The organism is Arthrobacter psychrolactophilus (genome assembly GCF_003219795.1).
Classification (GTDB): Bacteria; Actinomycetota; Actinomycetes; order Actinomycetales; family Micrococcaceae; genus Specibacter; species Specibacter psychrolactophilus.
The window spans coordinates 50,182-68,409 of sequence record NZ_QJVC01000021.1 but is presented as its reverse complement, the minus strand read 5'-3'; the positions used below and the strand labels follow the sequence as shown (position 1 = coordinate 68,409).

General features: G+C 60.4%; 19 protein-coding genes. 9 read left to right on the top strand and 10 right to left on the bottom strand.

The window, feature by feature from the left end; all coding sequences use genetic code 11:
* Positions 1 to 485: 485 nt before the first annotated feature.
* Positions 486 to 1,124, bottom strand: coding sequence for a dihydrofolate reductase family protein (locus CVS30_RS15340; protein ID WP_110486428.1), 639 nt, complete (start codon positions 1,122 to 1,124; stop codon positions 486 to 488).
* A gap of 262 nt (positions 1,125 to 1,386) precedes the next feature.
* Between CVS30_RS15340 and CVS30_RS15335 the strand changes: the two genes are divergently transcribed.
* Together CVS30_RS15335 and CVS30_RS15330 are read left to right on the top strand one after the other, a co-directional pair.
* Positions 1,387 to 1,776 carry a barstar family protein gene (locus CVS30_RS15335; RefSeq protein ID WP_110486427.1) on the top strand — a complete coding sequence of 130 codons (390 nt, stop codon included), beginning with the start codon at positions 1,387 to 1,389 and terminating at the stop codon, positions 1,774 to 1,776.
* Between the two features lie 347 nt (positions 1,777 to 2,123).
* Positions 2,124 to 2,744 (top strand): hypothetical protein, encoded by a 621-nt coding sequence (locus CVS30_RS15330; protein ID WP_110486426.1) that lies wholly within the window; start codon positions 2,124 to 2,126, stop codon positions 2,742 to 2,744.
* Between the two features lie 335 nt (positions 2,745 to 3,079).
* On the opposite strand, the gene CVS30_RS15325 is transcribed toward CVS30_RS15330, so the two are convergent.
* Complete coding sequence (locus CVS30_RS15325; RefSeq protein WP_110486435.1) at positions 3,080 to 3,382, bottom strand: transcriptional regulator; 303 nt, start codon at positions 3,380 to 3,382, stop codon at positions 3,080 to 3,082.
* Positions 3,372 to 3,830: a hypothetical protein gene (locus CVS30_RS15320; RefSeq protein ID WP_110486425.1), complete on the bottom strand. Its 459-nt coding sequence runs from the start codon at positions 3,828 to 3,830 to the stop codon at positions 3,372 to 3,374. Before CVS30_RS15320 ends, CVS30_RS15325 begins: the two co-directional genes overlap by 11 nt.
* Positions 3,831 to 4,164: 334 nt before the next feature.
* On the opposite strand from CVS30_RS15320, the gene CVS30_RS15315 reads away from it, so the two are divergent.
* The 3 genes from CVS30_RS15315 to CVS30_RS15305 are packed head-to-tail and all read left to right on the top strand — an operon-like array spanning position 4,165 to position 6,203.
* Complete coding sequence (locus CVS30_RS15315) at positions 4,165 to 4,857, top strand: histidine phosphatase family protein (RefSeq protein WP_110486424.1); 693 nt, start codon at positions 4,165 to 4,167, stop codon at positions 4,855 to 4,857.
* A gap of 24 nt (positions 4,858 to 4,881) precedes the next feature.
* Entirely contained in the window at positions 4,882 to 5,436 is a 555-nt protein-coding gene (locus CVS30_RS15310; RefSeq protein WP_110486423.1) for a DUF3090 domain-containing protein, read from the top strand.
* Positions 5,436 to 6,203, top strand: coding sequence for an SCO1664 family protein (locus tag CVS30_RS15305; RefSeq protein WP_110486422.1), 768 nt, complete (start codon positions 5,436 to 5,438; stop codon positions 6,201 to 6,203). Before CVS30_RS15310 ends, CVS30_RS15305 begins: the two co-directional genes overlap by 1 nt.
* Positions 6,204 to 6,269: 66 nt before the next feature.
* Here CVS30_RS15305 and ychF read toward each other — a convergent pair whose 3' ends face one another.
* Entirely contained in the window at positions 6,270 to 7,355 is a 1,086-nt protein-coding gene (gene ychF, locus CVS30_RS15300) for a redox-regulated ATPase YchF (RefSeq protein WP_110486421.1), read from the bottom strand.
* A gap of 96 nt (positions 7,356 to 7,451) precedes the next feature.
* On the opposite strand from ychF, the gene CVS30_RS15295 reads away from it, so the two are divergent.
* Positions 7,452 to 8,648, top strand: a complete 1,197-nt coding sequence (locus tag CVS30_RS15295) for a DNA recombination protein RmuC (RefSeq protein WP_110486420.1) — start codon at positions 7,452 to 7,454, stop codon at positions 8,646 to 8,648.
* A 5-nt stretch (positions 8,649 to 8,653) separates the two neighbouring features.
* On the opposite strand, the gene CVS30_RS15290 is transcribed toward CVS30_RS15295, so the two are convergent.
* Positions 8,654 to 9,733, bottom strand: a complete 1,080-nt coding sequence (locus tag CVS30_RS15290) for a 4-hydroxy-3-methylbut-2-enyl diphosphate reductase (RefSeq protein WP_110486434.1) — start codon at positions 9,731 to 9,733, stop codon at positions 8,654 to 8,656.
* Positions 9,734 to 9,743: 10 nt separating this feature from the next.
* The gene (locus CVS30_RS15285; protein WP_110486419.1) at positions 9,744 to 10,577 is read right to left on the bottom strand and encodes a hypothetical protein; all 834 of its coding nucleotides are present in this window, start codon (positions 10,575 to 10,577) and stop codon (positions 9,744 to 9,746) included.
* Positions 10,578 to 10,719: 142 nt separating this feature from the next.
* On the opposite strand from CVS30_RS15285, the gene xseA reads away from it, so the two are divergent.
* From xseA to CVS30_RS15270, 3 genes are read left to right on the top strand one after another with little or no spacing between them, the layout of a single operon-like run.
* Positions 10,720 to 11,955: an exodeoxyribonuclease VII large subunit gene (gene xseA / locus CVS30_RS15280; protein ID WP_110486433.1), complete on the top strand. Its 1,236-nt coding sequence runs from the start codon at positions 10,720 to 10,722 to the stop codon at positions 11,953 to 11,955.
* A gap of 27 nt (positions 11,956 to 11,982) precedes the next feature.
* Entirely contained in the window at positions 11,983 to 12,228 is a 246-nt protein-coding gene (locus tag CVS30_RS15275) for an exodeoxyribonuclease VII small subunit (protein ID WP_110486418.1), read from the top strand.
* Between the two features lie 8 nt (positions 12,229 to 12,236).
* The gene (locus CVS30_RS15270; protein ID WP_110486417.1) at positions 12,237 to 13,097 is read left to right on the top strand and encodes a CE1 family esterase; all 861 of its coding nucleotides are present in this window, start codon (positions 12,237 to 12,239) and stop codon (positions 13,095 to 13,097) included.
* On the opposite strand, the gene CVS30_RS15265 is transcribed toward CVS30_RS15270, so the two are convergent.
* The 4 genes from CVS30_RS15265 to CVS30_RS15250 form a co-directional block, all read right to left on the bottom strand.
* A complete protein-coding gene (locus CVS30_RS15265) occupies positions 13,094 to 13,954 on the bottom strand; it encodes a polyphosphate kinase 2 family protein (RefSeq protein WP_110486416.1) in 861 nt (286 codons plus the stop codon). The genes CVS30_RS15270 and CVS30_RS15265 overlap by 4 nt on opposite strands.
* 15 nt (positions 13,955 to 13,969) lie before the next feature.
* Positions 13,970 to 15,187 carry a pyridoxal phosphate-dependent aminotransferase gene (locus CVS30_RS15260; protein ID WP_110486415.1) on the bottom strand — a complete coding sequence of 406 codons (1,218 nt, stop codon included), beginning with the start codon at positions 15,185 to 15,187 and terminating at the stop codon, positions 13,970 to 13,972.
* A gap of 67 nt (positions 15,188 to 15,254) precedes the next feature.
* Positions 15,255 to 16,253 (bottom strand): glycine betaine ABC transporter substrate-binding protein, encoded by a 999-nt coding sequence (locus CVS30_RS15255; protein ID WP_181419823.1) that lies wholly within the window; start codon positions 16,251 to 16,253, stop codon positions 15,255 to 15,257.
* A 31-nt stretch (positions 16,254 to 16,284) separates the two neighbouring features.
* Positions 16,285 to 18,111, bottom strand: a complete 1,827-nt coding sequence (locus CVS30_RS15250) for a glycoside hydrolase family 35 protein (RefSeq protein WP_245934634.1) — start codon at positions 18,109 to 18,111, stop codon at positions 16,285 to 16,287.
* Between the last annotated feature and the right edge of the window lie 117 nt (positions 18,112 to 18,228).

The window sequence follows — 18,228 nt, the reverse complement described above, 5'->3', positions numbered from 1 at the left end:
CAACAACCACACCCAGCCATACACCAAGAAACAAACCTTGACGATCAGTGCCGGGGCAACTTTACAAGCTTACCCGATCTACTTTATAAAAGCAAATCCATAAACCCTTCATCATTCATTCCCAAAAGAAACAAACAACCACCCCAGAACATGCAAAACAACCGGAACAAACCGGCCACACAAACCAAGGATTTTCACACCCGCATCAAGCGGGGCAACTCGAAAAACAATACACGCGTTTCGCGCTCAACACCAACTCCAAACACTGTGACACCGGCCACTGAGTACCTCCTTGTTCCAGGCCCAAGGTGGGGATTACGCCGTCGTTGTTAGCTGATTCCGTGGAGACGGTTCTCGAAGCAGTCGCTACTCCCCTGCAGACTCGTTAATGAACCTCACGGTGTCGGACAGGGCTCCCCCTGGAGAGGTAATAATATGCCTCTCAATATATTCAAGCGCGCTGCCAAGATACGCACTCCTGGACGCTAGGTTTTCCGGTTCCATAGCTGATGTGTTAATCCGCTGGAGGTGCTGACGGATTCTACGATGAAGTGGTTTTCCAAAGCAGCCAAGTGTTCCCCAATCTGCACACCCGAGCCGAGCACGACGGGGACGGTCACTATATGCAGGAAATCGATCAGGTCATCTTGCAGGAACTCGCTCACGGTTGTGGGCCCACCGCCGATTCGAACATCCAATCCACCGGCGGCCTCCTTCGCCAGACGAAGGGCTTCCACCGGAGTTGTATCCACGAAGTGAAAACTGGTGCCATTGGCGAATTCAATACTCTCGCGAGGGTAGTGGGTAAGGATGAACACCGGGGTTAGGAATGGTGGCGCTTCTCCCCACCAACCCTCCCATCCGTCGTCGGGCCATTCGCCGGACTGCGGACCAAATTTGCGGCGCCCCATGATCTCCGCACCGATCCCCTGTCCCCACATGCTGAACATTGCCCTATCCACGGTCACCGGGTCATCGATGCCCTGGATGCCGTGGATGACGCGTCCGTCGAAGCTACGAAAGAGGGCACCGGCGTCCCCAATCGGCTTATCAAGTGTCACGTAATTACCTGCGGCGTATCCGTCGGAGGAGATGAGGAGGTTGTGGACTCGTGTACGAAACATGGCAACTCCCTGAGTGAATGCGGTGTGGAATCACTTGCACCGTAGCGTAGAGAAACTACGCTCCACAAGCATTTTGGCCCACAAAGCAGCAGCGGCAGGTTCCGATTCGACTCTCGGCGCTTCCGTTCCCTTGAATGCCCCAGACAGCAATAGCTGTCACTGCGATAGACGACGGGCCGGGCTTGGTATTCTCGACTGACTTGAGCCGCAAGTGCATATCGGGGTCTATTGGCATCACCAAAATAAGGGAGGACTCGGAGCAATGAAACAGTACCGAATCGACGGCGGCGAGGTGCACTCCATCGCCGACCTCTACGAGCAGTTCAACCGGGAGCTAATGGCCGAACAGGATTGGATCCTTGGTCCGACCTTGGACGGACTTAACGACGTCCTCTACCGGATAGACAGCGAGATCCGCGACGGTGTTCCGGCTACGTTTGTATGGATCGATCATGCACACAGCCGTGATGCACTCGGATTCGATGAGACGCAGCGGTGGCTGAACAACAAATTGGCACAACCGAATTCCTTCAACCAGCGAGGTATTCAGTCGGATCTTGACGAGTTGCAGCAAGGCATCGGGAAGACGTACTTCGAGATCATCCTCGAGATTTTCGCGGAACACCCACTCATCGAGCTGCAACTACGCTGAACTGGGAACTCTCGCCGTCCACGATAGCCTTCGTCGGAATTGCTCCAATGACGGATTCAATGACCTCGCGTGGCGGCAATTCTGCCCAGAGTGTTCCGATGTGGCCTGGACGAGCACGCTGCAGCGGGATCGGTTCGGCGCACCCACAGGTGTGACCGGAAATTCGGATTCGATGCGCTTCCCGCCGACCCTCTCGACCGGAACCGGTCAGGCCGGCTGTAACGGAACCTGCAACAATGGAAGGGTGGGATATCGCCGCCTACGATACGGGCGCGTCGGCCCGCCGCTAAATGTGCAGTCGCAGGGCTAGGTAGCGCGACACTATAAGGAAGCGAGAAATTTACTCCTTGAAGAACGTAAGATCCGGCAAGTACGCCATCAGAGACTTCATCAGTTCCAGTCCGCACTATTGGCCCATGCTGGACAGAAGCTTTAAAAACCTCTTCTTCGGCCTCATCTTGTTCTTACCGGGCCAGTATCTGGCCTCCATTGACCTTCCTGGCACGCCGAGTTATCTTGCACAGATCAAGGTCAGCTGGACGCCGATGGTTGTTGGCGGAATCTGCATCATCTTCGGCTGTATCGGGTTTGCGATTGGCTTGATGGGCACATTCCGTAAGCGAGAGAACGCGATTGACCTGAAGATTTCCGCACAAGGACTCACGGTGCGGGGAGGCCACAGGATCCCCTGGGATTCGATTTCCCATGTCACCAGCATCCAGTATTACAACCGTGCCGCAATCCAAGCCATGTGGGATCGGGCTGATCTGAATTGTGCTTTCGTGGTCCATCTCAAGGAGCCCTTGGAGATTCCGAGAATCAAAACAAAGGACGGCGTACCGCAGCTGAAGGTCAACCTGTTTCGTTATCCTGCCGTCGACTACAAGCCCCTATACGAATGGGCTAGCGCCGAATTCGAACGCAGGCGCATTCCGGTCGATAAGATACGGAAAACGAAAGAGACGTAGCCGGCGTATTTGATCGAGTCAGACGTCAAATCGGAACACGACTAGATGTTGAATCCAAATTCACCCTCGTTTCGTCGCTTTGAACGTATGTGAAACACGATGTCTCAATGCCCCTCGACTGCTCGGCCGCAGGGGAAACAGCGAGGTATCGCACCGCCTATACGATCTGTTCGCTAAGCCGTCGATGGATGATCACTAGCGCGGCATTTGCCCGATGGAGGTCGCGTGCCCTGTGACGCAGGATCGACACGCAGGTCTACCTCAACGCGGGCCGCGAGGAGCTTTTCCGATCAGATCGCCACCCTCACCTGGGAAACCCCGCGGGGAGACACGCGCTAGTCACCCGCCATCGCCCGCAGCGCTGCGAGGTGTCCATCGAAGGCGCGGCGGCCCTGAGCAGTGAGTTTGACTGTGGTCGTCTGGCGCGCGTCCGTTCGCTGAGCAGAGGCCTGCTTACTGGTGACGAGATAGCCAATCTCGACGAGGTTCCTCACGGTCTTTGACAGGTTGGCCTCACTGAGCTGCAGCGTCGCGGCAATCGCTGCGAAATCCGCGTCGGCGAGCGGGCGCAGCATCGCGCACAGACGCAGGCGGGTTGGCGCGTGAATCGCCTCATCAAAGCGGGGTTCAGCCCGCACGGCGCACCTCGTCAGCATACGCGCGGTCATAGACCACGACGATGAGTGCGGTCGCGACACCCGCAGCCAAAGCGACGGCAACCACCCATCCAGTCAGGCCGAACAGCGCAAGTCCCAAGTTGATCACAAACGAGGAGAAGGTGATCAAGAAAACCGCAACCAGTAACCAGATTCCTCGAGGGCCGGCCGGCCGGTTAATTCCAAGGCCAGTGCGCTTACGAAAGAGCACCTCAATACCGATGAAGATCCCCACACTGAGCACAAAGGGCAACCATGCCCAAGCCAGCCCGGCCGCGGGAGTCCCGATCAGAAGGGCCGCGCCCAAACCCTGTGCAGGTGCAGCCCACCATGTTTCGGCCGTAATCCGTTCGCCGATTCGGCCACGGTCATTGCTGAGTTCCTCGAGTACGGATGCTGGATCACGCTGATTTTCCAAGTTACTTTCCATGCGGTTGAGTAAATCACTTAACCGCTAGTTAAGCAATCTCGCACTCGCATCACCGCCCGAACAGATAACCACGCCGGTCGTTATTCGACGGGAGGCACGCGCAAGTCGACTTCTGTGACTCGTCAAAGATGTTGGATCGGGACTCGAGACCAGGTCCACACTCATGACTGGAATTTGAAAAGCCCTGGTAAAAGCACTTTTCTTCGCTAAAGCTAAAGCCCACCGCATTCCACCACATACAAGCAACTGTGCTGCGGCAGTGAGACCCCTATCAGGTAGGCGACACTCGGCTTCGCTGCTGGGTTCGTCGACGGCGGGTGGTTAGGGTGGGTGAATGGCGACAGTAATTCTTGTACGGCACGGCCGCACCACAGCAAATGCCACTGGACTGCTGGCCGGTCGAGCGGTTGGCGTCGGCTTAGACCAGATCGGGCGGGACCAAGCAGCACTGACCGGAGACAGACTCGCGGCCGTGCCCTTAGTCGGAGTGGTGTCGAGCCCCCTTGAGCGTTGTCAGCAGACCGCGCAGTTCATTCTCGATCGCCAGTTTGGCACGCCATACGCGCCGGCGGAATCTGATCTGACCGAGTGCGATTACGGCCTGTGGCAGGGCCGCTTGCTCAGTGACCTGGCGACCGAGGAATTGTGGCCCGTCGTGCAGTCTCAACCGTCCGCCGTCGTCTTTCCAGGAGGAGAATCCATGGCAGCGATGCAGGCCCGGTCAGTGGCAGCAATTCGCCGCCACGATGCAGCCTTCGAAGCCGAGCATGGCTCCGGGGCGGTGTGGGCGGCAGTGAGTCATGGCGACATCATCAAGTCGATCCTCGCCGACGCGCTCGGCATGCACCTTGACCTGTTCCAGCGAATTAACGTTGGCCCTGCCTCCGTTTCGATCGTGCGCTACGGCCCAAGTCGGCCGAGTGTCTACGCGACCAACACCGACGCGGGTGATCTGTCATGGCTGTCGAAGGGAATCCACGCTGGGGATGCTCCGGTGGGTGGCGGTGCCGGGCCAGAGACGTCATGAACTTCCTGCGCCTAGAATATTGACATGCCTACACTTGTTCATGATTTTTCTTGGCCCGACCGGGTCGTCGTCGGCACCATTGGCCTTCCGGGAGCGCGCACGTTTTACCTTCAGGTGCGCGCGGGGACGCAGCTCGTAAGTATTGCTTTGGAAAAGCAGCAGTCGGCTTTGTTGGCGGAGAATATCGACGAAATTCTCGACCATCTCATGACTGTCGAGGGCAACCGCTTCAGCGTTCCCACGAGCACTCCCATCGAGCTTGTCGACAACGACGAGCTCGAGTCCGTCCAGGAGCAGTTTCGCGCCGGTGCCATGAGCCTTGGCTGGGACCCGTCCACGGCCCAGATCGTCATTGAGGCCCACGCCATCATCGAAATCGATGAGGATGAAAACGACGAATCGTTTGACGAGGACGACGCCAACGAGACCGAAAAGCTGGTGGTAAGAATCCCCGTCGGTACCGCCCGCGCATTCTCCAAGCGCACGCGCGAGATCGTGGGCGCTGGGCGTCCTGCCTGCCCACTTTGTGGCTACCCCATGGACGCTGACGGACACATCTGCACCATTCCAGAGCCCTGATGCCAACTCCAGACCTTGTATCCGACGAGCTGACTCTCACCGGCCGCATCACGACGGCTTCAAACGCTACTTTTCTTGGCCGCATGGGCGACGTGGTGGTCGTCTATAAGCCCATTGCAGGCGAGAGTCCATTGTGGGATTTTCCCGACGGGGCTCTGGCTCACCGAGAAGTGGCCGCCTATCTGGTGTCGCAGGCATTCGGCTGGGACGTCGTCCCGCTCACCTGGCTGCGCGATGGTCCGCTGGGCGCAGGAATGGTGCAGCTTTGGCAGGAGCAAGACCCCGCCCAAAACGCCGTCGACCTCGTTACTGCGGACCAGATGCCGGAGACCGGCTGGAAAACCATTCTCGAAGGGCAGGATGAGAATGGCCGGGCTGTCGCCCTCGTTCACGAAGACTCGACAGCACTGCGACGAATGGCGGTGTTCGACGTCGTCGTTAACAACGCCGACCGCAAAGGCAACCACATTCTTGCCATGTCGGGCGGACACCGACATGGTGTAGACCATGGGCTCACTTTTCACCGTGACCACAAGCTGCGCACAGTGCTGTGGGGATGGCGGGGCGATGCTCTGACCGCAGAGGAAATCGACGGCATCGATCGTGTCAGCGCAGGACTCCAAGGTGAGCTGGGCCGAAATCTAGCGGGCTTGCTCAGCACCGAAGAAATCGCATCGCTTTCCGCACGCTGCGCCAGCTTGCGCCTGGCGGGACGGTTTCCGGCTCCTAGCGGCGAGATGCCGGCGGTCCCCTGGCCGCTGTTCTAAATGCACATGGCCACCAAGAACGAGTGTTCTTGGTGGCCATCGCAAAGGATTCATGGATGTCATGAACTACACGTTGAAGCGGAACTCCACCACGTCGCCGTCGTGCATGACGTATTCCTTGCCTTCAATGCGAACCTTGCCCTTGGCTTTCGCCTCAGCCATGGATCCGGCTTCCATCAGGTCCTCGAAGTGAACAACTTCGGCCTTGATGAAGCCACGCTGGAAGTCGGTGTGAATAACGCCGGCTGCCTGCGGGGCGGTATCGCCCTGGCGAATGGTCCATGCACGGGTTTCCTTCGGGCCAGCCGTCAGGTAGGTCTGCAGGCCGAGGGTGTGGAAGCCGACGCGGGCGAGCTGATCCAGACCGGATTCTTCCTGTCCGCTCATTTCCAGCATTTCGCGGGCTTCTTCTTCGTCGAGTTCAACGAGGTCGGATTCCAGCTTGGCATCGAGGAAGATGGCGTCTGCGGGTGCAACAAGTTCACGCAGCTCGGCCTGACGCTCGGGGTTGCCCAGCACGGCATCGTCTACGTTGAACACGTAGATGAACGGCTTAGCCGTCAACAGCGCCAATTCCTGCAGGTGCTCAAGTTCCAGCTTGTCGCTCTTGACAGAGGACATGATGGTGTCGCCGCGTTCCAGCACAGCCTGGGCTGCCAAGATGGCCTTCAGCTCGGCAGCGTCGCGCTGCTTGAGCTTGACGGCCTTTTCAATACGCGGGATGGCCTTTTCGATGGTCTGCATATCGGCCAGGATCAGCTCGGTGTTGATGGTCTCCATATCGGAGCGCGGATCAACCTTACCGTCGACGTGGATAACATCGGGGTCATCGAAGACGCGGATGACCTGGGCAATGGCCTCGGCTTCGCGGATGTTGGCGAGGAATTTATTGCCCAAGCCTTCACCTTCCGAGGCGCCCTTGACGATGCCTGCAATGTCCACGAAGGACACCACTGCCGGCAGAATGCGCTGAGATCCGAAGACCTCGGCCAACTTTGCCAAGCGGGGATCGGGCAGGCTGACAATGCCAACATTGGGCTCGATCGTGGCGAACGGGTAGTTCGCTGCGAGCACGTTGTTGCGAGTCAGTGCGTTGAAAAGAGTTGATTTGCCGACGTTGGGCAGTCCGACGATGCCAATAGTAAGAGCCACGGTAAGAGATTCTACCGGCAGGGACTCATTTAAGCTTATTCGGGCACTCCGCCAGCCCAAACGCACAATGTCAGAGCCCCGTGCCACAGTGGGTTCATGAATGGAATTGCCTGGCTTGTAGCGGTCTTGATGTTGTTCCTCGGCGCCGTCGTGGGTGCCGCGGCTGTGGCACGCGTGCTGCTTGGCAGATTGCGGGGTGCCACCCAGGAGGCGGACGCCGCGCATGAACGAGTCTCGGTGCTGGCCGCGAATTTTGCTGCCGCGGATGCCGAACGCCGGCTACTCACCACGCAAAATCACGCCCTCTCGGCCCGACAAGGCTCCGATTCCTCGGTGTTGCAGGCCTTGGGGCCGGTCTCGGAGAAGCTCAACGCGGTGCAGCGCCAGGTTGCCCTCTTGGAACGGGACCGGGTGGAGCAGTACGGCCAGCTCGCCGAGCAACTGCGTGATGCCAAGGAGGCCGACGCCAAGTTGTTGGCCACCACATCCTCTCTCGCCTCCGCTTTGCGCTCGAATAGTGCCCGCGGCAAGTGGGGTGAGGTGCAGCTCCGACGCGTCGTCGAAGCTGCCGGCATGCTGGCCCACGTTGATTTTCACGAGCAGGTTCACACCACCACGGACGACGGCGTACATCGCCCCGACATGGTGGTGCGGCTCCCCGGTGGGAAGGAATTGGTCCTTGACGCCAAGGTCCCCTTGACCTCGTTCCTTAATGCGCACGACGCCGGGACCCCAGATAGTGCCGAATCCGCCCAGCACTTGGCTCGCCACGCCAAAGCCGTCAAGGCACATATTGATGCCTTAGCCGGCAAGGCGTACTGGGCCTCCGCACGGAACTCACCGGAACTTGTCCTTTGCTTTGTCCCCGTGGAATCCATCCTGTCGGCCGCCTTGCTGGCAGATCCGGAGCTGCTGGATTACGCCATGAACAAAAACGTGGTGCTGGCCTCGCCCATCTCACTCATGGCGATCTTGAAGTCGGTGGCGTTTAGCTGGCGCCAGGAGGTCCTGACGGAGAGCGCCAAGGAACTCTTCGAGCTTTCCGCGCAGCTCTACACGCGTCTGGGCACCATGGGCGAGGCCGTGTCCGCCGTCGGGGTTTCCCTGAAGAGCAGTGTCGATCGCTACAACAAGCTGGTGGGAACCTTGGAGGCTCGGGTCCTGCCCACGGCCCGGAAGCTCAATGCCCTCGATCCAAAAACCTTGGAGTCACCTGCCCAGGTGGAGGTGACGCCTCGGATCTTGACGGCGCCAGAATTCAACGACGCTGCGGCAGCGATCCAAGGGGTGTAAGCGCCCTAGAGCAAGTTGGAGCTCCGAGCGCCCTTGTATGCAGGGTCCCCTGCGGCCTTGAGTGTTGCGCGGAGTTCCTTCGGGAGGGAGAACAAGATGTCCTCGGTCGCCGTCACAACCTCCTCCACCGACGCGAAACCGTACTCGGCGAGCAGGCTCAACACGTCCTTCACCAAGATCTCCGGTACCGAGGCCCCGCTCGTGACGCCCACGCTGGCAACGCCCTCAAACCAGCTCTCGTCAATCTCGTGGGCAAAGTCAACGCGGTAAGAGGCCTTGGCGCCGTATTCCAGAGCCACCTCCACGAGTCGCACGGAGTTGGAGGAATTGGCCGAACCCACCACGATCACCAGGTCCGCCTGCGGGGCGATCTCCTTGATGGCCGACTGGCGGTTGGTGGTGGCATAGCAAATGTCGTCGCTGGGCGGGTTCTGCAGGTTCGGGAAGCGCTCGCGCAAAATGTCGACGATCTCCATGGTCTCGTCCACAGACAAGGTGGTCTGCGAGAGCCAGATCAGGTGGTCGGGGTCGGCAACCTGCACGGTGCGGGCTTCTTCCGGATTGTTCACGATCGTGGTGCTCTCGGGAGCCTCACCGTAGGTGCCTTCCACTTCTTCGTGCCCCTCGTGACCGATCAACAGAATGTGATTGTCTTCCTTGGCGAAACGGACGGCTTCCTTGTGCACCTTCGTCACCAAGGGGCACGTGGCGTCGATCGTGCGCAGTCCGCGATCCGCTGCGGACTGAACTACAGCCGGGGAGACCCCATGGGCGGAGAAAACAACCAGGGCGCCCTCGGGAACTTCATCGTTTTCTTCCACGAAAATGGCACCGCGGGCCTCTAGGGAGGAGACCACGTGCACGTTGTGGACGATCTGCTTGCGCACGTAAACGGGTGCGCCGTGGTGCTCGAGGGCTTTCTCGACGGCGATGACGGCGCGGTCCACACCAGCGCAATATCCTCGCGGGGCTGCGAGCAAGACGCGCTTTTCTCCGGTCACCGGGGCCGCGGCAGCGACCTCCTCGGGCGACCTGCGGCGACGCGGAACGACGGGCATAGACAAGGAAACGGCAGTGGAACTCATACCCACCATCCTACGTGGTGTGCCTGCGCTTCACGATGAGAGCTCCGACACCGGCCAGCACCAACACCGCGGCGAAGGCAAAGCTCGTGGTGATGCCGCCCTGCCAGCTCGACTGCGCCAAGGCCCCTAGCTCCACACCAAATTGTTTGGCCGCCTCGGGGCCCGTGGCCATGTTCTGGAGAACGCTCGCCACAATCCCGGAGGCGAACAGCCAGATCAACGCCACCACGGCAAACCCTGCGCCAGCGAGTATGAGGGTCAGCGAACGCCGTCGTGCCGCAAAAATACCAGCAGCCAAAAGTCCGACGGCGAGCACGACTAACCAGATTCCCCAACCACCCAGCGTGGTTGCCGCAGGCAAAAGACGCGCCAATTCGGGCTGCTCCAGGGCCACGACAACATCCTTGGGCGTGGGAAGTTCCACCCCGGCCGTGTTCCCCGCCTTGGTGGCGATGAGGGCGACGAGCGGGGCAATGTCGAGCTGGAGATCGCCTTGGATATCCTTGTTGCCAGCCGCCGCAAACGTCAGGGCATGGCTGCGTTGCAGGGTATCCGTCCATGCCTGGTCGTAGCCCGGCTCCGAGTAAATGCTCCGCGCAGTGTTTTGAATCAAGGTCGTGGCCAGCTCGTTCAACTGCGGGGGCAGGTCAATGGACGCGGTCGCCTGCGACGCCACGACACTGGAGAGGCCCTCCTGGAAGGACTTATTGCTCCCGAGGGGGCCTGCGAGCTGAACAAATCCGGCCTGTTCAATAACGTTTTTCTGCAACCACAAGGCGGGTCCGGCCACGGCAGAAACCACCAGCGCAAGAATGATAAGAAGAGCGGATACAACGTTGCGCATGATTCATTCCAAACCACGAGGAGGTTAGTAAGTACGGCCTCCAGACTAGTCGATGCCTGTGGATAGCGGTGCTCGCGTGTCGGTGCTGGAAGCTAAGGTTATTTCAAGGCACCACACGGCAACGAAGGACGGCGATACGGTTATGGCGGACACCCCGGAGCAGAAGGTCCTTGCGGCAACAGCGGCCGAAACCACGCCGGAAAACCCCTGGCCGCTGCAACTGCTGAGCCAAAAACTCAAGTCTCACATTGAAAAAGCCCCGCCTGCCTGGGTTGAGGCGCAGGTGATCGAGCTCAATAAGCGCGCCAATGTCAGTTACTTAACGCTGCGCGATATTGATGCCGAGGTCTCCCTCAGTGTCACGGTCTGGGGTTCGGTCCTGGGCCGGCTGGAGGCGCCCCTGGAACGTGGTTCTCGCGTGGTGGCCCAATTGAAGCCGGATTTTTGGCTCAAGACCGGCCGGCTGTCCATGCAGGGGCAAGACATTCGCCCCGTTGGTTTGGGCGATTTGCTCGCCCGGATTGAGCAATTGCGTCAGGCTCTGGCCGCCGAGGGGCTCTTTGATCCTCGGCGCAAGAAGCCGCTCCCGCTCCTGCCACACCGGATCGGGCTCATCACGGGCCGGAATTCGGACGCCATGAAGGACGTGATCCGCAATGCCTCCCTGCGCTGGCCCGCCGTGGAATTTGAGGTTAGAGAAGTTCCCGTTCAGGGCGTCAACGCCGTCTCGGCCGTGATCGCAGCCCTCGCCGAGCTTGACGCCGACCCAGCCGTCGACGTCATAGTCATCGCCCGAGGTGGCGGTTCCCTCGAGGACCTCTTGCCGTTTAGCCACGAGACACTCGTGCGTGCCGTCTCCGCCGCCCACACCCCCGTCGTTAGCGCCATCGGGCATGAGGCCGACCGGCCCTTGTTGGATGAGGTGGCCGATCTCCGCGCCTCCACCCCCACCGACGCCGCCAAGCGCATCGTGCCGGACGTCAGCGACGAACTCCGCCGCATCAATCAGGCCCGTACGCAGCTCAATCGCCGGATCGAGGGACTGTTGGAGCGCGAGAGCGAGCGGCTGGCCTATCTGCGAACCCGGCCCGTGCTGGCCAACCCGATGGTCATGATCACCAGCAAGTACGACGACGTCACCTCCTTCCGCTCTCGTGCCCTCACTGCGGTGCGCGGCCAGGTCAGCCGGCATCACGATCAGCTGGCCCATCTGCGCGCGCAGGTCCGGGCCCTGTCACCACAAAAGACCCTCGACCGCGGCTACGCCGTGGTTCAGCTAGAGGACCGGACGATTGTCCGCTCGCCAGCGCAGCTCTCCCCCGGGACGAGCCTGAAGATCCGTGTGGCCGGTGGCGATTTCACCGCCACGAGCAACTAACATTTACCCCTACCCAAAGGAACCCCGATGAGCACCACAGCCCCGAACCCCGCCACAGCAGATATCGCCGCACTAAGTTACGAACAGGCCCGCGAACAGCTCATGAATGTGGTCAACCAGCTCGAAACCGGAAGCGCCAGCCTCGAGGACTCCCTTGCGTTGTGGGAACGCGGCGAGGCTCTTGCGAAACGCTGCGATGAATGGCTCGAAGGAGCCAAGGCCCGCCTCGAAGCAGCCCGCGCCACCGGTAACCAGAGCAACCCGGAAGCCTGACAACTCCGATGCGTCACACCGTTCTTCCGGGCGTGCTCAGCCGTACGGAAGGGGTGCTGGTCTCCGGGCGAGAACGCACCTTCCTGCTCGTCATGGCGGAAGAGCAGTCCCCCATCACCGCCATCGTGGTGGTTTTGCACGGCTCTAGCCAAACGGCGAAGGCCGTGCGGGCCTTCAGCGGGAACAGCTTTGACCATCTGGCCGCCGCTGGAAATGTCGCTGTGGTGTATCCGGATGGCCTGAAGAAACGGTGGAATCACAACGACGCGGTCCGCAACGCCAGCGACGACATCGCCTTCATGGCAGCCTTGGCCGACCAGCTCCATGCGCAGTATGGCCCGGTTCCACTGGTCATGGCCGGTTTTTCCAATGGCGGGCAATTCCTCATCCGGCTCGTGCATGAAATGCCCGGCAAGTTCCATGGCGTGGCTATCATTGGTGCCACGCTCCCTTGGGCTGGCAACGCTGCCTTCATCGACAACTACGAACCCCTGCCCCTTCTTCTGGTCCATGGCACGCATGATCTCGTGGTGCCCTATCGGGGAGAAGGCTGGTTCCGCAGTCTCTTGGGCCGCAGAAGAGGCCCCTCAGCCCTCGAAACAGCCCAGTACTTCGCCACCCGCAACGGCATCACCACGGAGCCTAGCTCGACGGTCCTGCCACATCGAAAGGAAAGCGGGCGCACCTCCGTGACGTTGCGCCTCTTCCACCACGACGGAGTGCCAGAGGTCCGGTTCTACACCGTGGCCGGCGGCGGTCATGTGGTACCGAACCGTCACCGCAAAGCCATCATCTTTGCCGGACGCACAACGCAGGACATCAGCGTTGCCGATGCCCTGCGTGATTTCTTCCCTGTGCTGGGATCTTAAAGCACTGCGTCCTTGAGTCGGGCGCGCTCCTGATTCAGGTCAAAGTGACCCGCGGGCCACTGCAATGTGAGGCTCTCGAGGGTATGAATCAGGATTTCCTGCACGGCCGCCCGGGCATACCATTTCTTGTCCGCCGGAACCACGTACCACGGCGCCTTCTCGGTGCTCGTCTTCTCAAAGACGCGCTGATAAGCGTCCATGTACTGGGGCCAGAACTTTCGCTCATCCAGGTCTGTGGGGCTGTACTTCCAATACTTCGTGGGGTCGTGCAGGCGCGCGGTCAGGCGCTCCAGCTGCTCGGCCGGGCTGATGTTGAGCATGACCTTCACGACGGCGGTTCCCGCATCCGCCAGCTCGGCCTCAAAGGCGTTGATGGCGGCGTAACGGCGTTCCAGTTCCGCCTCGTCGGCCCAGCCGTGCACGCGGTGAATCAACACATCCTCGTAGTGCGAACGGTCAAATACGCCGAACATGCCCGGTCCCGGCGCGCCGGGGCGCACCCGCCACAGGAAATCGTGGGCTTTTTCCTCATCCGTGGGTGCCTTGAACGTTGTGAGCTTCACGCCCTGTGGGTCAACGGATCCCACGACATGCCCCACGATCCCGCCCTTGCCGGCCGTGTCCATGGCCTGCAGGATCAACAACACCGATTTGCTCCCGCCAAAGCGGCTCTCCGCGAAGAGCTGCTCCTGAAGTTGCGATAAAACCGGAGCCCGGGCAGCCAAGGTTGTGGCGCCGTCGAGCTTCTTGCCGGAAAAGCCTGGAGCCACATCAGTGGGCTGCTCCGCGAGGGAAAATCCTGGGCCAACCCGCAAAAGCTCGGCGGGGTGCTGCGTGAAACCGTTGGGTTGTGGCATGGGTGGAACCTTTCCTTAGGGTTTGTAGGTGCTCAGGAACTCCGCAATACGCCCGACGGCTTCCTCAAGGTCCAGAAGATTAGGCAAGGTGACGAGTCGGAAGTGATCGGGTTTGATCCAGTTGAACGCTGTTCCGTGTGAGATCAGGATCTTTTGCTGTTCCAAGAGATCCAGCGCGAATTTCTCGTCGCTCTTGATGGGGTACATCTCCGGATCCAGCTTCGGGAACAGGTACAGCGCACCCTTGGCCTGGTTGACGCTCACGCCCGGAATCTCGTTGAGCATGCGGTAGGCCAGATCGCGCTGATCGCGCAGACGCCCCCCGGGAAGGATGAGATCGTTGATGCTCTGGTGCCCGCCCAAGGCGGTCTGGATGGCGTGCTGTCCGGGAGCGTTGGCACACAGGCGCATGCTGGCCAGCAGGTTGATACCTTCGAGGTAATCCGCAGCGGCAGCCTTCGGGCCGGAGATCGCCAGCCAGCCGGAACGGTATCCACAGATCCGGTAGGCCTTGGACAGGCCGCTGAAGGTCATGCACAAAACATCGTCGCCCGTGATGCTGGCCGTGTTGATGTGAACGGCATCGTCGTAGAGGATCTTTTCGTAGATCTCATCCGAGAACACCACGAGGCCGTGCTTCCTAGCCAGATCAACCATGCCCTGAAGAATGTGGGCGGGGTAGACGGCACCCGTGGGATTATTGGGATTGATGATGACGATGCCCTTGGTTTTGGGCGTGATCTTGGCTTCCAGATCTTCTAGATCCGGCCACCATTCATTGTCTTCATCGCAGATGTAGTGCACGGGGCGCCCGCCGGCCAGGCTCACCGAGGCGGTCCACAGCGGGTAGTCGGGCGTGGGGATCAAGACCTCGTCGCCGTTGTTGAGCAGTGCCATGAGGGAGAGCGTGATGAGCTCGCTGACGCCATTGCCCAGGTAGACATCGTCAACGTGAATGTTGTGAATGCCGCGTGTTTGGTAGTACTGCACCACGGCGGTACGGGCCGAGAAGATACCGCGGGAATCGGTGTATCCCTGGGCGTGGGGCAGGTGGCGGATCATGTCCACCAAAATCGCGTCCGGGGCTTCAAAGCCAAACGGCGCGGGATTGCCGATGTTTAGCTTCAGGATGCGATGACCTTCGGATTCCATCTGCTGCGCCCTTTGCAGCAGCGGACCGCGAATGTCATAGAGGACGTTATGGAGCTTGGTGGACTGGGTAAATTCTGCCATTTACCCAATATGGCACACGGTGAGCCGCCTTGGTGTACCGAACGGGGCAAATGACTCAGGCCAATGGCTAAGAACTGGCCTTGACTAAGCCTTTTTGCGTCAGCCACGCCAGCGCGGCCTCGTTCATGGTGGCGTAATGACCATCCTGTGCCAGCCGCGCAAGATTGCTCAGCTCCTCATCCGTCAACGCCGCACTGACCTTGTTGATGACCTCTTGCAGAGCCGCCGTGACCTTCTGTGTCGCAACAAGCGGCACGATGTTCTGGTTCGGGAACAATTCCTTGGGATCACTGAGCACCACGAGGGAGTTATCGGCGATGGCGGGTGAGGACGCATGGATCTCGGCCAATTGCACCTCGTCACGGATCAAGGCCCACAGGATACTCTCGTCGCCGTAGTCCAGGGTGGGCTTGAGCGATTCATACTTTTTGGGAATGCAGTTGTAGTCGCTGCCCAGTCCTGCAAGCCCGTGCGCCGCGGTCTTGAAACCGGCGGAACCGCCCATGGCCAGCTGGTCGCAGATCTTGCCCACATCGCTGAGGCTCTTGAGCTGGTACTTCTGGGCCGTCACGGCCGTGACAACGATGCTGCCTTGTTCCTCGGCTTTGAGCGGATCCAAAAGCGTCAGCGTCGTGGGCAGGGCAGAGCGCAAAGCGTCGAGGACTTCATCAGGCGTTTCGGTTGTTCCCCTGGCGGTATCGGAGGCTTCAAGCAAGGCCACGCGTGAGTACACGGGGACAATATCCACGCTGCCTTGTTCCATGGTCGAGAACAAGGTTCCCGGTACGGCTGGTGCCGGGACGACCGAGGCCTCTACCCCGGCGGCGGTGAGCGAGGCCGCATAAACCTGGGCCAGCAAGTCACCCGCGGAGGGGTCGACGCCGTCGGGCATCTGCGGGGTGCCAACCTTGAGCACCGTCACCCCGGGCGCCTGCGACGCGCTGGGAATACTCACGATCGGCTCCGGAGTGCAGGCGGTGGCGGTGCCCAGGAGCAGCACCGCCACTGTCAACGCGGCCACGGCCTTGCTATGCCCATTTTTCCGGTGCATGAAGCTGCGACTCACTGTGGCCTCTCTGGAGAAAACGATGGTGGGTTTATCCCAAATCCTCCACATACGTTACCCCGACGGCGCCCAGCTCGGCTTCCGTGCGGAGTTCCAACGCCGTTGCTCCGTGTTCGAATTCCAGCACCGTGATGGTGTTGCGCCCGGTCGTGAGCAGCGGCTGGGGCACGTAGAGCGTGAGCTGCGGGCCAATCTCCCAGTATCGGCCGAGGAGGAATCCGTTGATCCAGATCAGCCCCTTGCCAAATCCGGGAAGCGCCACATAGCTATCGGCGCTCTCGTCCACGGTCAGCTCGCCGTGGAAGAAACCGGCCCCGAGATCTGTGACTGCTGCGGTCCCGCGCTGGAGGAGCTCCTCGAGCGGCTGTTCCAGATCAATGGCTCGCTGTTCCCAGTGGAAGACATATCGCTGGTTGATCAGGACGCCGTCGAGGATGCCCTTGCCCTGGCCAAAGAGTGGACCGTAGTTAATGCGACCCTGGTTTTCCACCAAGATCTCCAGCTGTGCCGGAACACCCGAGCCGTTGACCTTGAGCCCGTCGGCGCCCGTCGCGTCGTTGAGGATGCCGGCAAAGACATTGTCGACCCAGATATAGGCCCGGTCATGCAAGCCACGAATCTTGATGGTCCCTTCCCCTTGCGGGAGGACTGCCTTGGCGCTGTAGTGCACCAGGCCTCGATCCAGTCCAAGCTGCTCAAAGGAGAGCGGCTTGACGCTGGCGACGGGCTCGGCTGCGCGGACAAAGTCCAGCAGCGGCGTTCCGGCAGTCAGGGGAACCGTGGTGGCGGGAAGCACGGGTGCCGGGCGCAGCAAGGCGTCGGGCACCTCCGTGAGTTCGCGTCCCTCGGCCGCGAAGAAGGCCTCGCGCATGGCAAAGAACTTCTCGGTCAGGCGGCCGTCTTCGGCGATCGGCGCATCGGAGTCGTAGCTCGTGACGGTGGGTTGGATGACGCCGTCATGATTGGCACCGGCGCTCAGGCCAAAGTTGGTACCTCCATGAGCCATGTACAGGCAGATGGAGCCGTCCACATCGAGCACGTTCTTTGCTTCCGCGGCGGCTTCCAGTGCCGGGCGCGTGTGGTGGTCCTCGCCCCAGTGATCAAACCAGCCGTTCCAAAATTCCACGGTGAAGAAGGGCTCGCCAGGTCGGCGACGCTCCCAAATCTCGTCAGCTTCCTTGCCGCGGGAACCCAATGTTGCCGTTGCCCAGGTATCTGGCAGGGAGCCGCCGTCGAGGAAATAGTCTGTTCCGCCGTCGGCCGTAAAGAGCATTTCACTCATCCCACCGTCCCGCAAGGCCTGGCGATTCCAGCGCAGATACGCCTGATCGTCGCCGTAGCTCCCGTATTCATTCTCAATCTGGAGGGCCACGACCGGGCCGCCGTGGCAGGCCTGAAGCGGCTCGATGACGGGCAGCAGCTGCTCAAACCAGGCACCGACGGCAGCCGTAAAGAGTGGATCGGAGGAGCGCAGCACCATCTCGGGGTTGGAAATGGCCCACGAGGGGAACCCTCCGTTGTCCCACTCGGCGCAAATGTAGGGGCCGGGACGGACGATGACGTCAAGACCGGCATCGCCAGCGAGCGTGATGAAGCGGGCCAGATCGCGCCAACCGCTGAAATCCGGGGCCATGTCCTTGTAAGGCTGGTGGAAATTCCAGGCCACATAGGTGTCGAGCGTGTTGACTCCCAGAGCGACGAGCCGATCAATGCGGTCCTGCCACTGATCCGGATGAACCCGGAAATAGTGCACCGCGCCGGCAATGATGCGGTGCGGCTCGCCGTTCTTAAACAACTGACGGTCGGCATAGCTCAGCGTGGGGACAGCTGCACCATGAAGGGCTGCGGAAGTAGACACCGGTTCTCCTGGGACTGACGAAATGATCAATGGGACATTCTGTTATCGATAACAATGTTACGCGGCATCTCGTGGACTGCACCACGCGAGCCTGCCTAGTCATGAAAATTCACGGTA

Bases quoted from the DNA above. Each gene is read 5' to 3' on its own strand.
- CVS30_RS15340 (WP_110486428.1), bottom strand. From the start codon at position 1,124: ATGTTTCGTACACGAGTCCACAACCTCCTCATCTCCTCCGACGGATAC.
- CVS30_RS15310 (WP_110486423.1), top strand. From the start codon at position 4,882: ATGCCTACACTTGTTCATGATTTTTCTTGGCCCGACCGGGTCGTCGTC.
- CVS30_RS15305 (WP_110486422.1), top strand. From the start codon at position 5,436: ATGCCAACTCCAGACCTTGTATCCGACGAGCTGACTCTCACCGGCCGC.
- CVS30_RS15285 (WP_110486419.1), bottom strand. From the start codon at position 10,577: ATGCGCAACGTTGTATCCGCTCTTCTTATCATTCTTGCGCTGGTGGTT.
- CVS30_RS15335 (WP_110486427.1), top strand. From the start codon at position 1,387: ATGAAACAGTACCGAATCGACGGCGGCGAGGTGCACTCCATCGCCGAC.
- CVS30_RS15320 (WP_110486425.1), bottom strand. From the start codon at position 3,830: ATGGAAAGTAACTTGGAAAATCAGCGTGATCCAGCATCCGTACTCGAG.
- xseA (WP_110486433.1), top strand. From the start codon at position 10,720: ATGGCGGACACCCCGGAGCAGAAGGTCCTTGCGGCAACAGCGGCCGAA.
- CVS30_RS15265 (WP_110486416.1), bottom strand. From the start codon at position 13,954: ATGCCACAACCCAACGGTTTCACGCAGCACCCCGCCGAGCTTTTGCGG.
- CVS30_RS15260 (WP_110486415.1), bottom strand. From the start codon at position 15,187: ATGGCAGAATTTACCCAGTCCACCAAGCTCCATAACGTCCTCTATGAC.
- CVS30_RS15270 (WP_110486417.1), top strand. From the start codon at position 12,237: ATGCGTCACACCGTTCTTCCGGGCGTGCTCAGCCGTACGGAAGGGGTG.
- CVS30_RS15315 (WP_110486424.1), top strand. From the start codon at position 4,165: ATGGCGACAGTAATTCTTGTACGGCACGGCCGCACCACAGCAAATGCC.
- CVS30_RS15275 (WP_110486418.1), top strand. From the start codon at position 11,983: ATGAGCACCACAGCCCCGAACCCCGCCACAGCAGATATCGCCGCACTA.
- CVS30_RS15290 (WP_110486434.1), bottom strand. From the start codon at position 9,733: ATGAGTTCCACTGCCGTTTCCTTGTCTATGCCCGTCGTTCCGCGTCGC.
- CVS30_RS15295 (WP_110486420.1), top strand. From the start codon at position 7,452: ATGAATGGAATTGCCTGGCTTGTAGCGGTCTTGATGTTGTTCCTCGGC.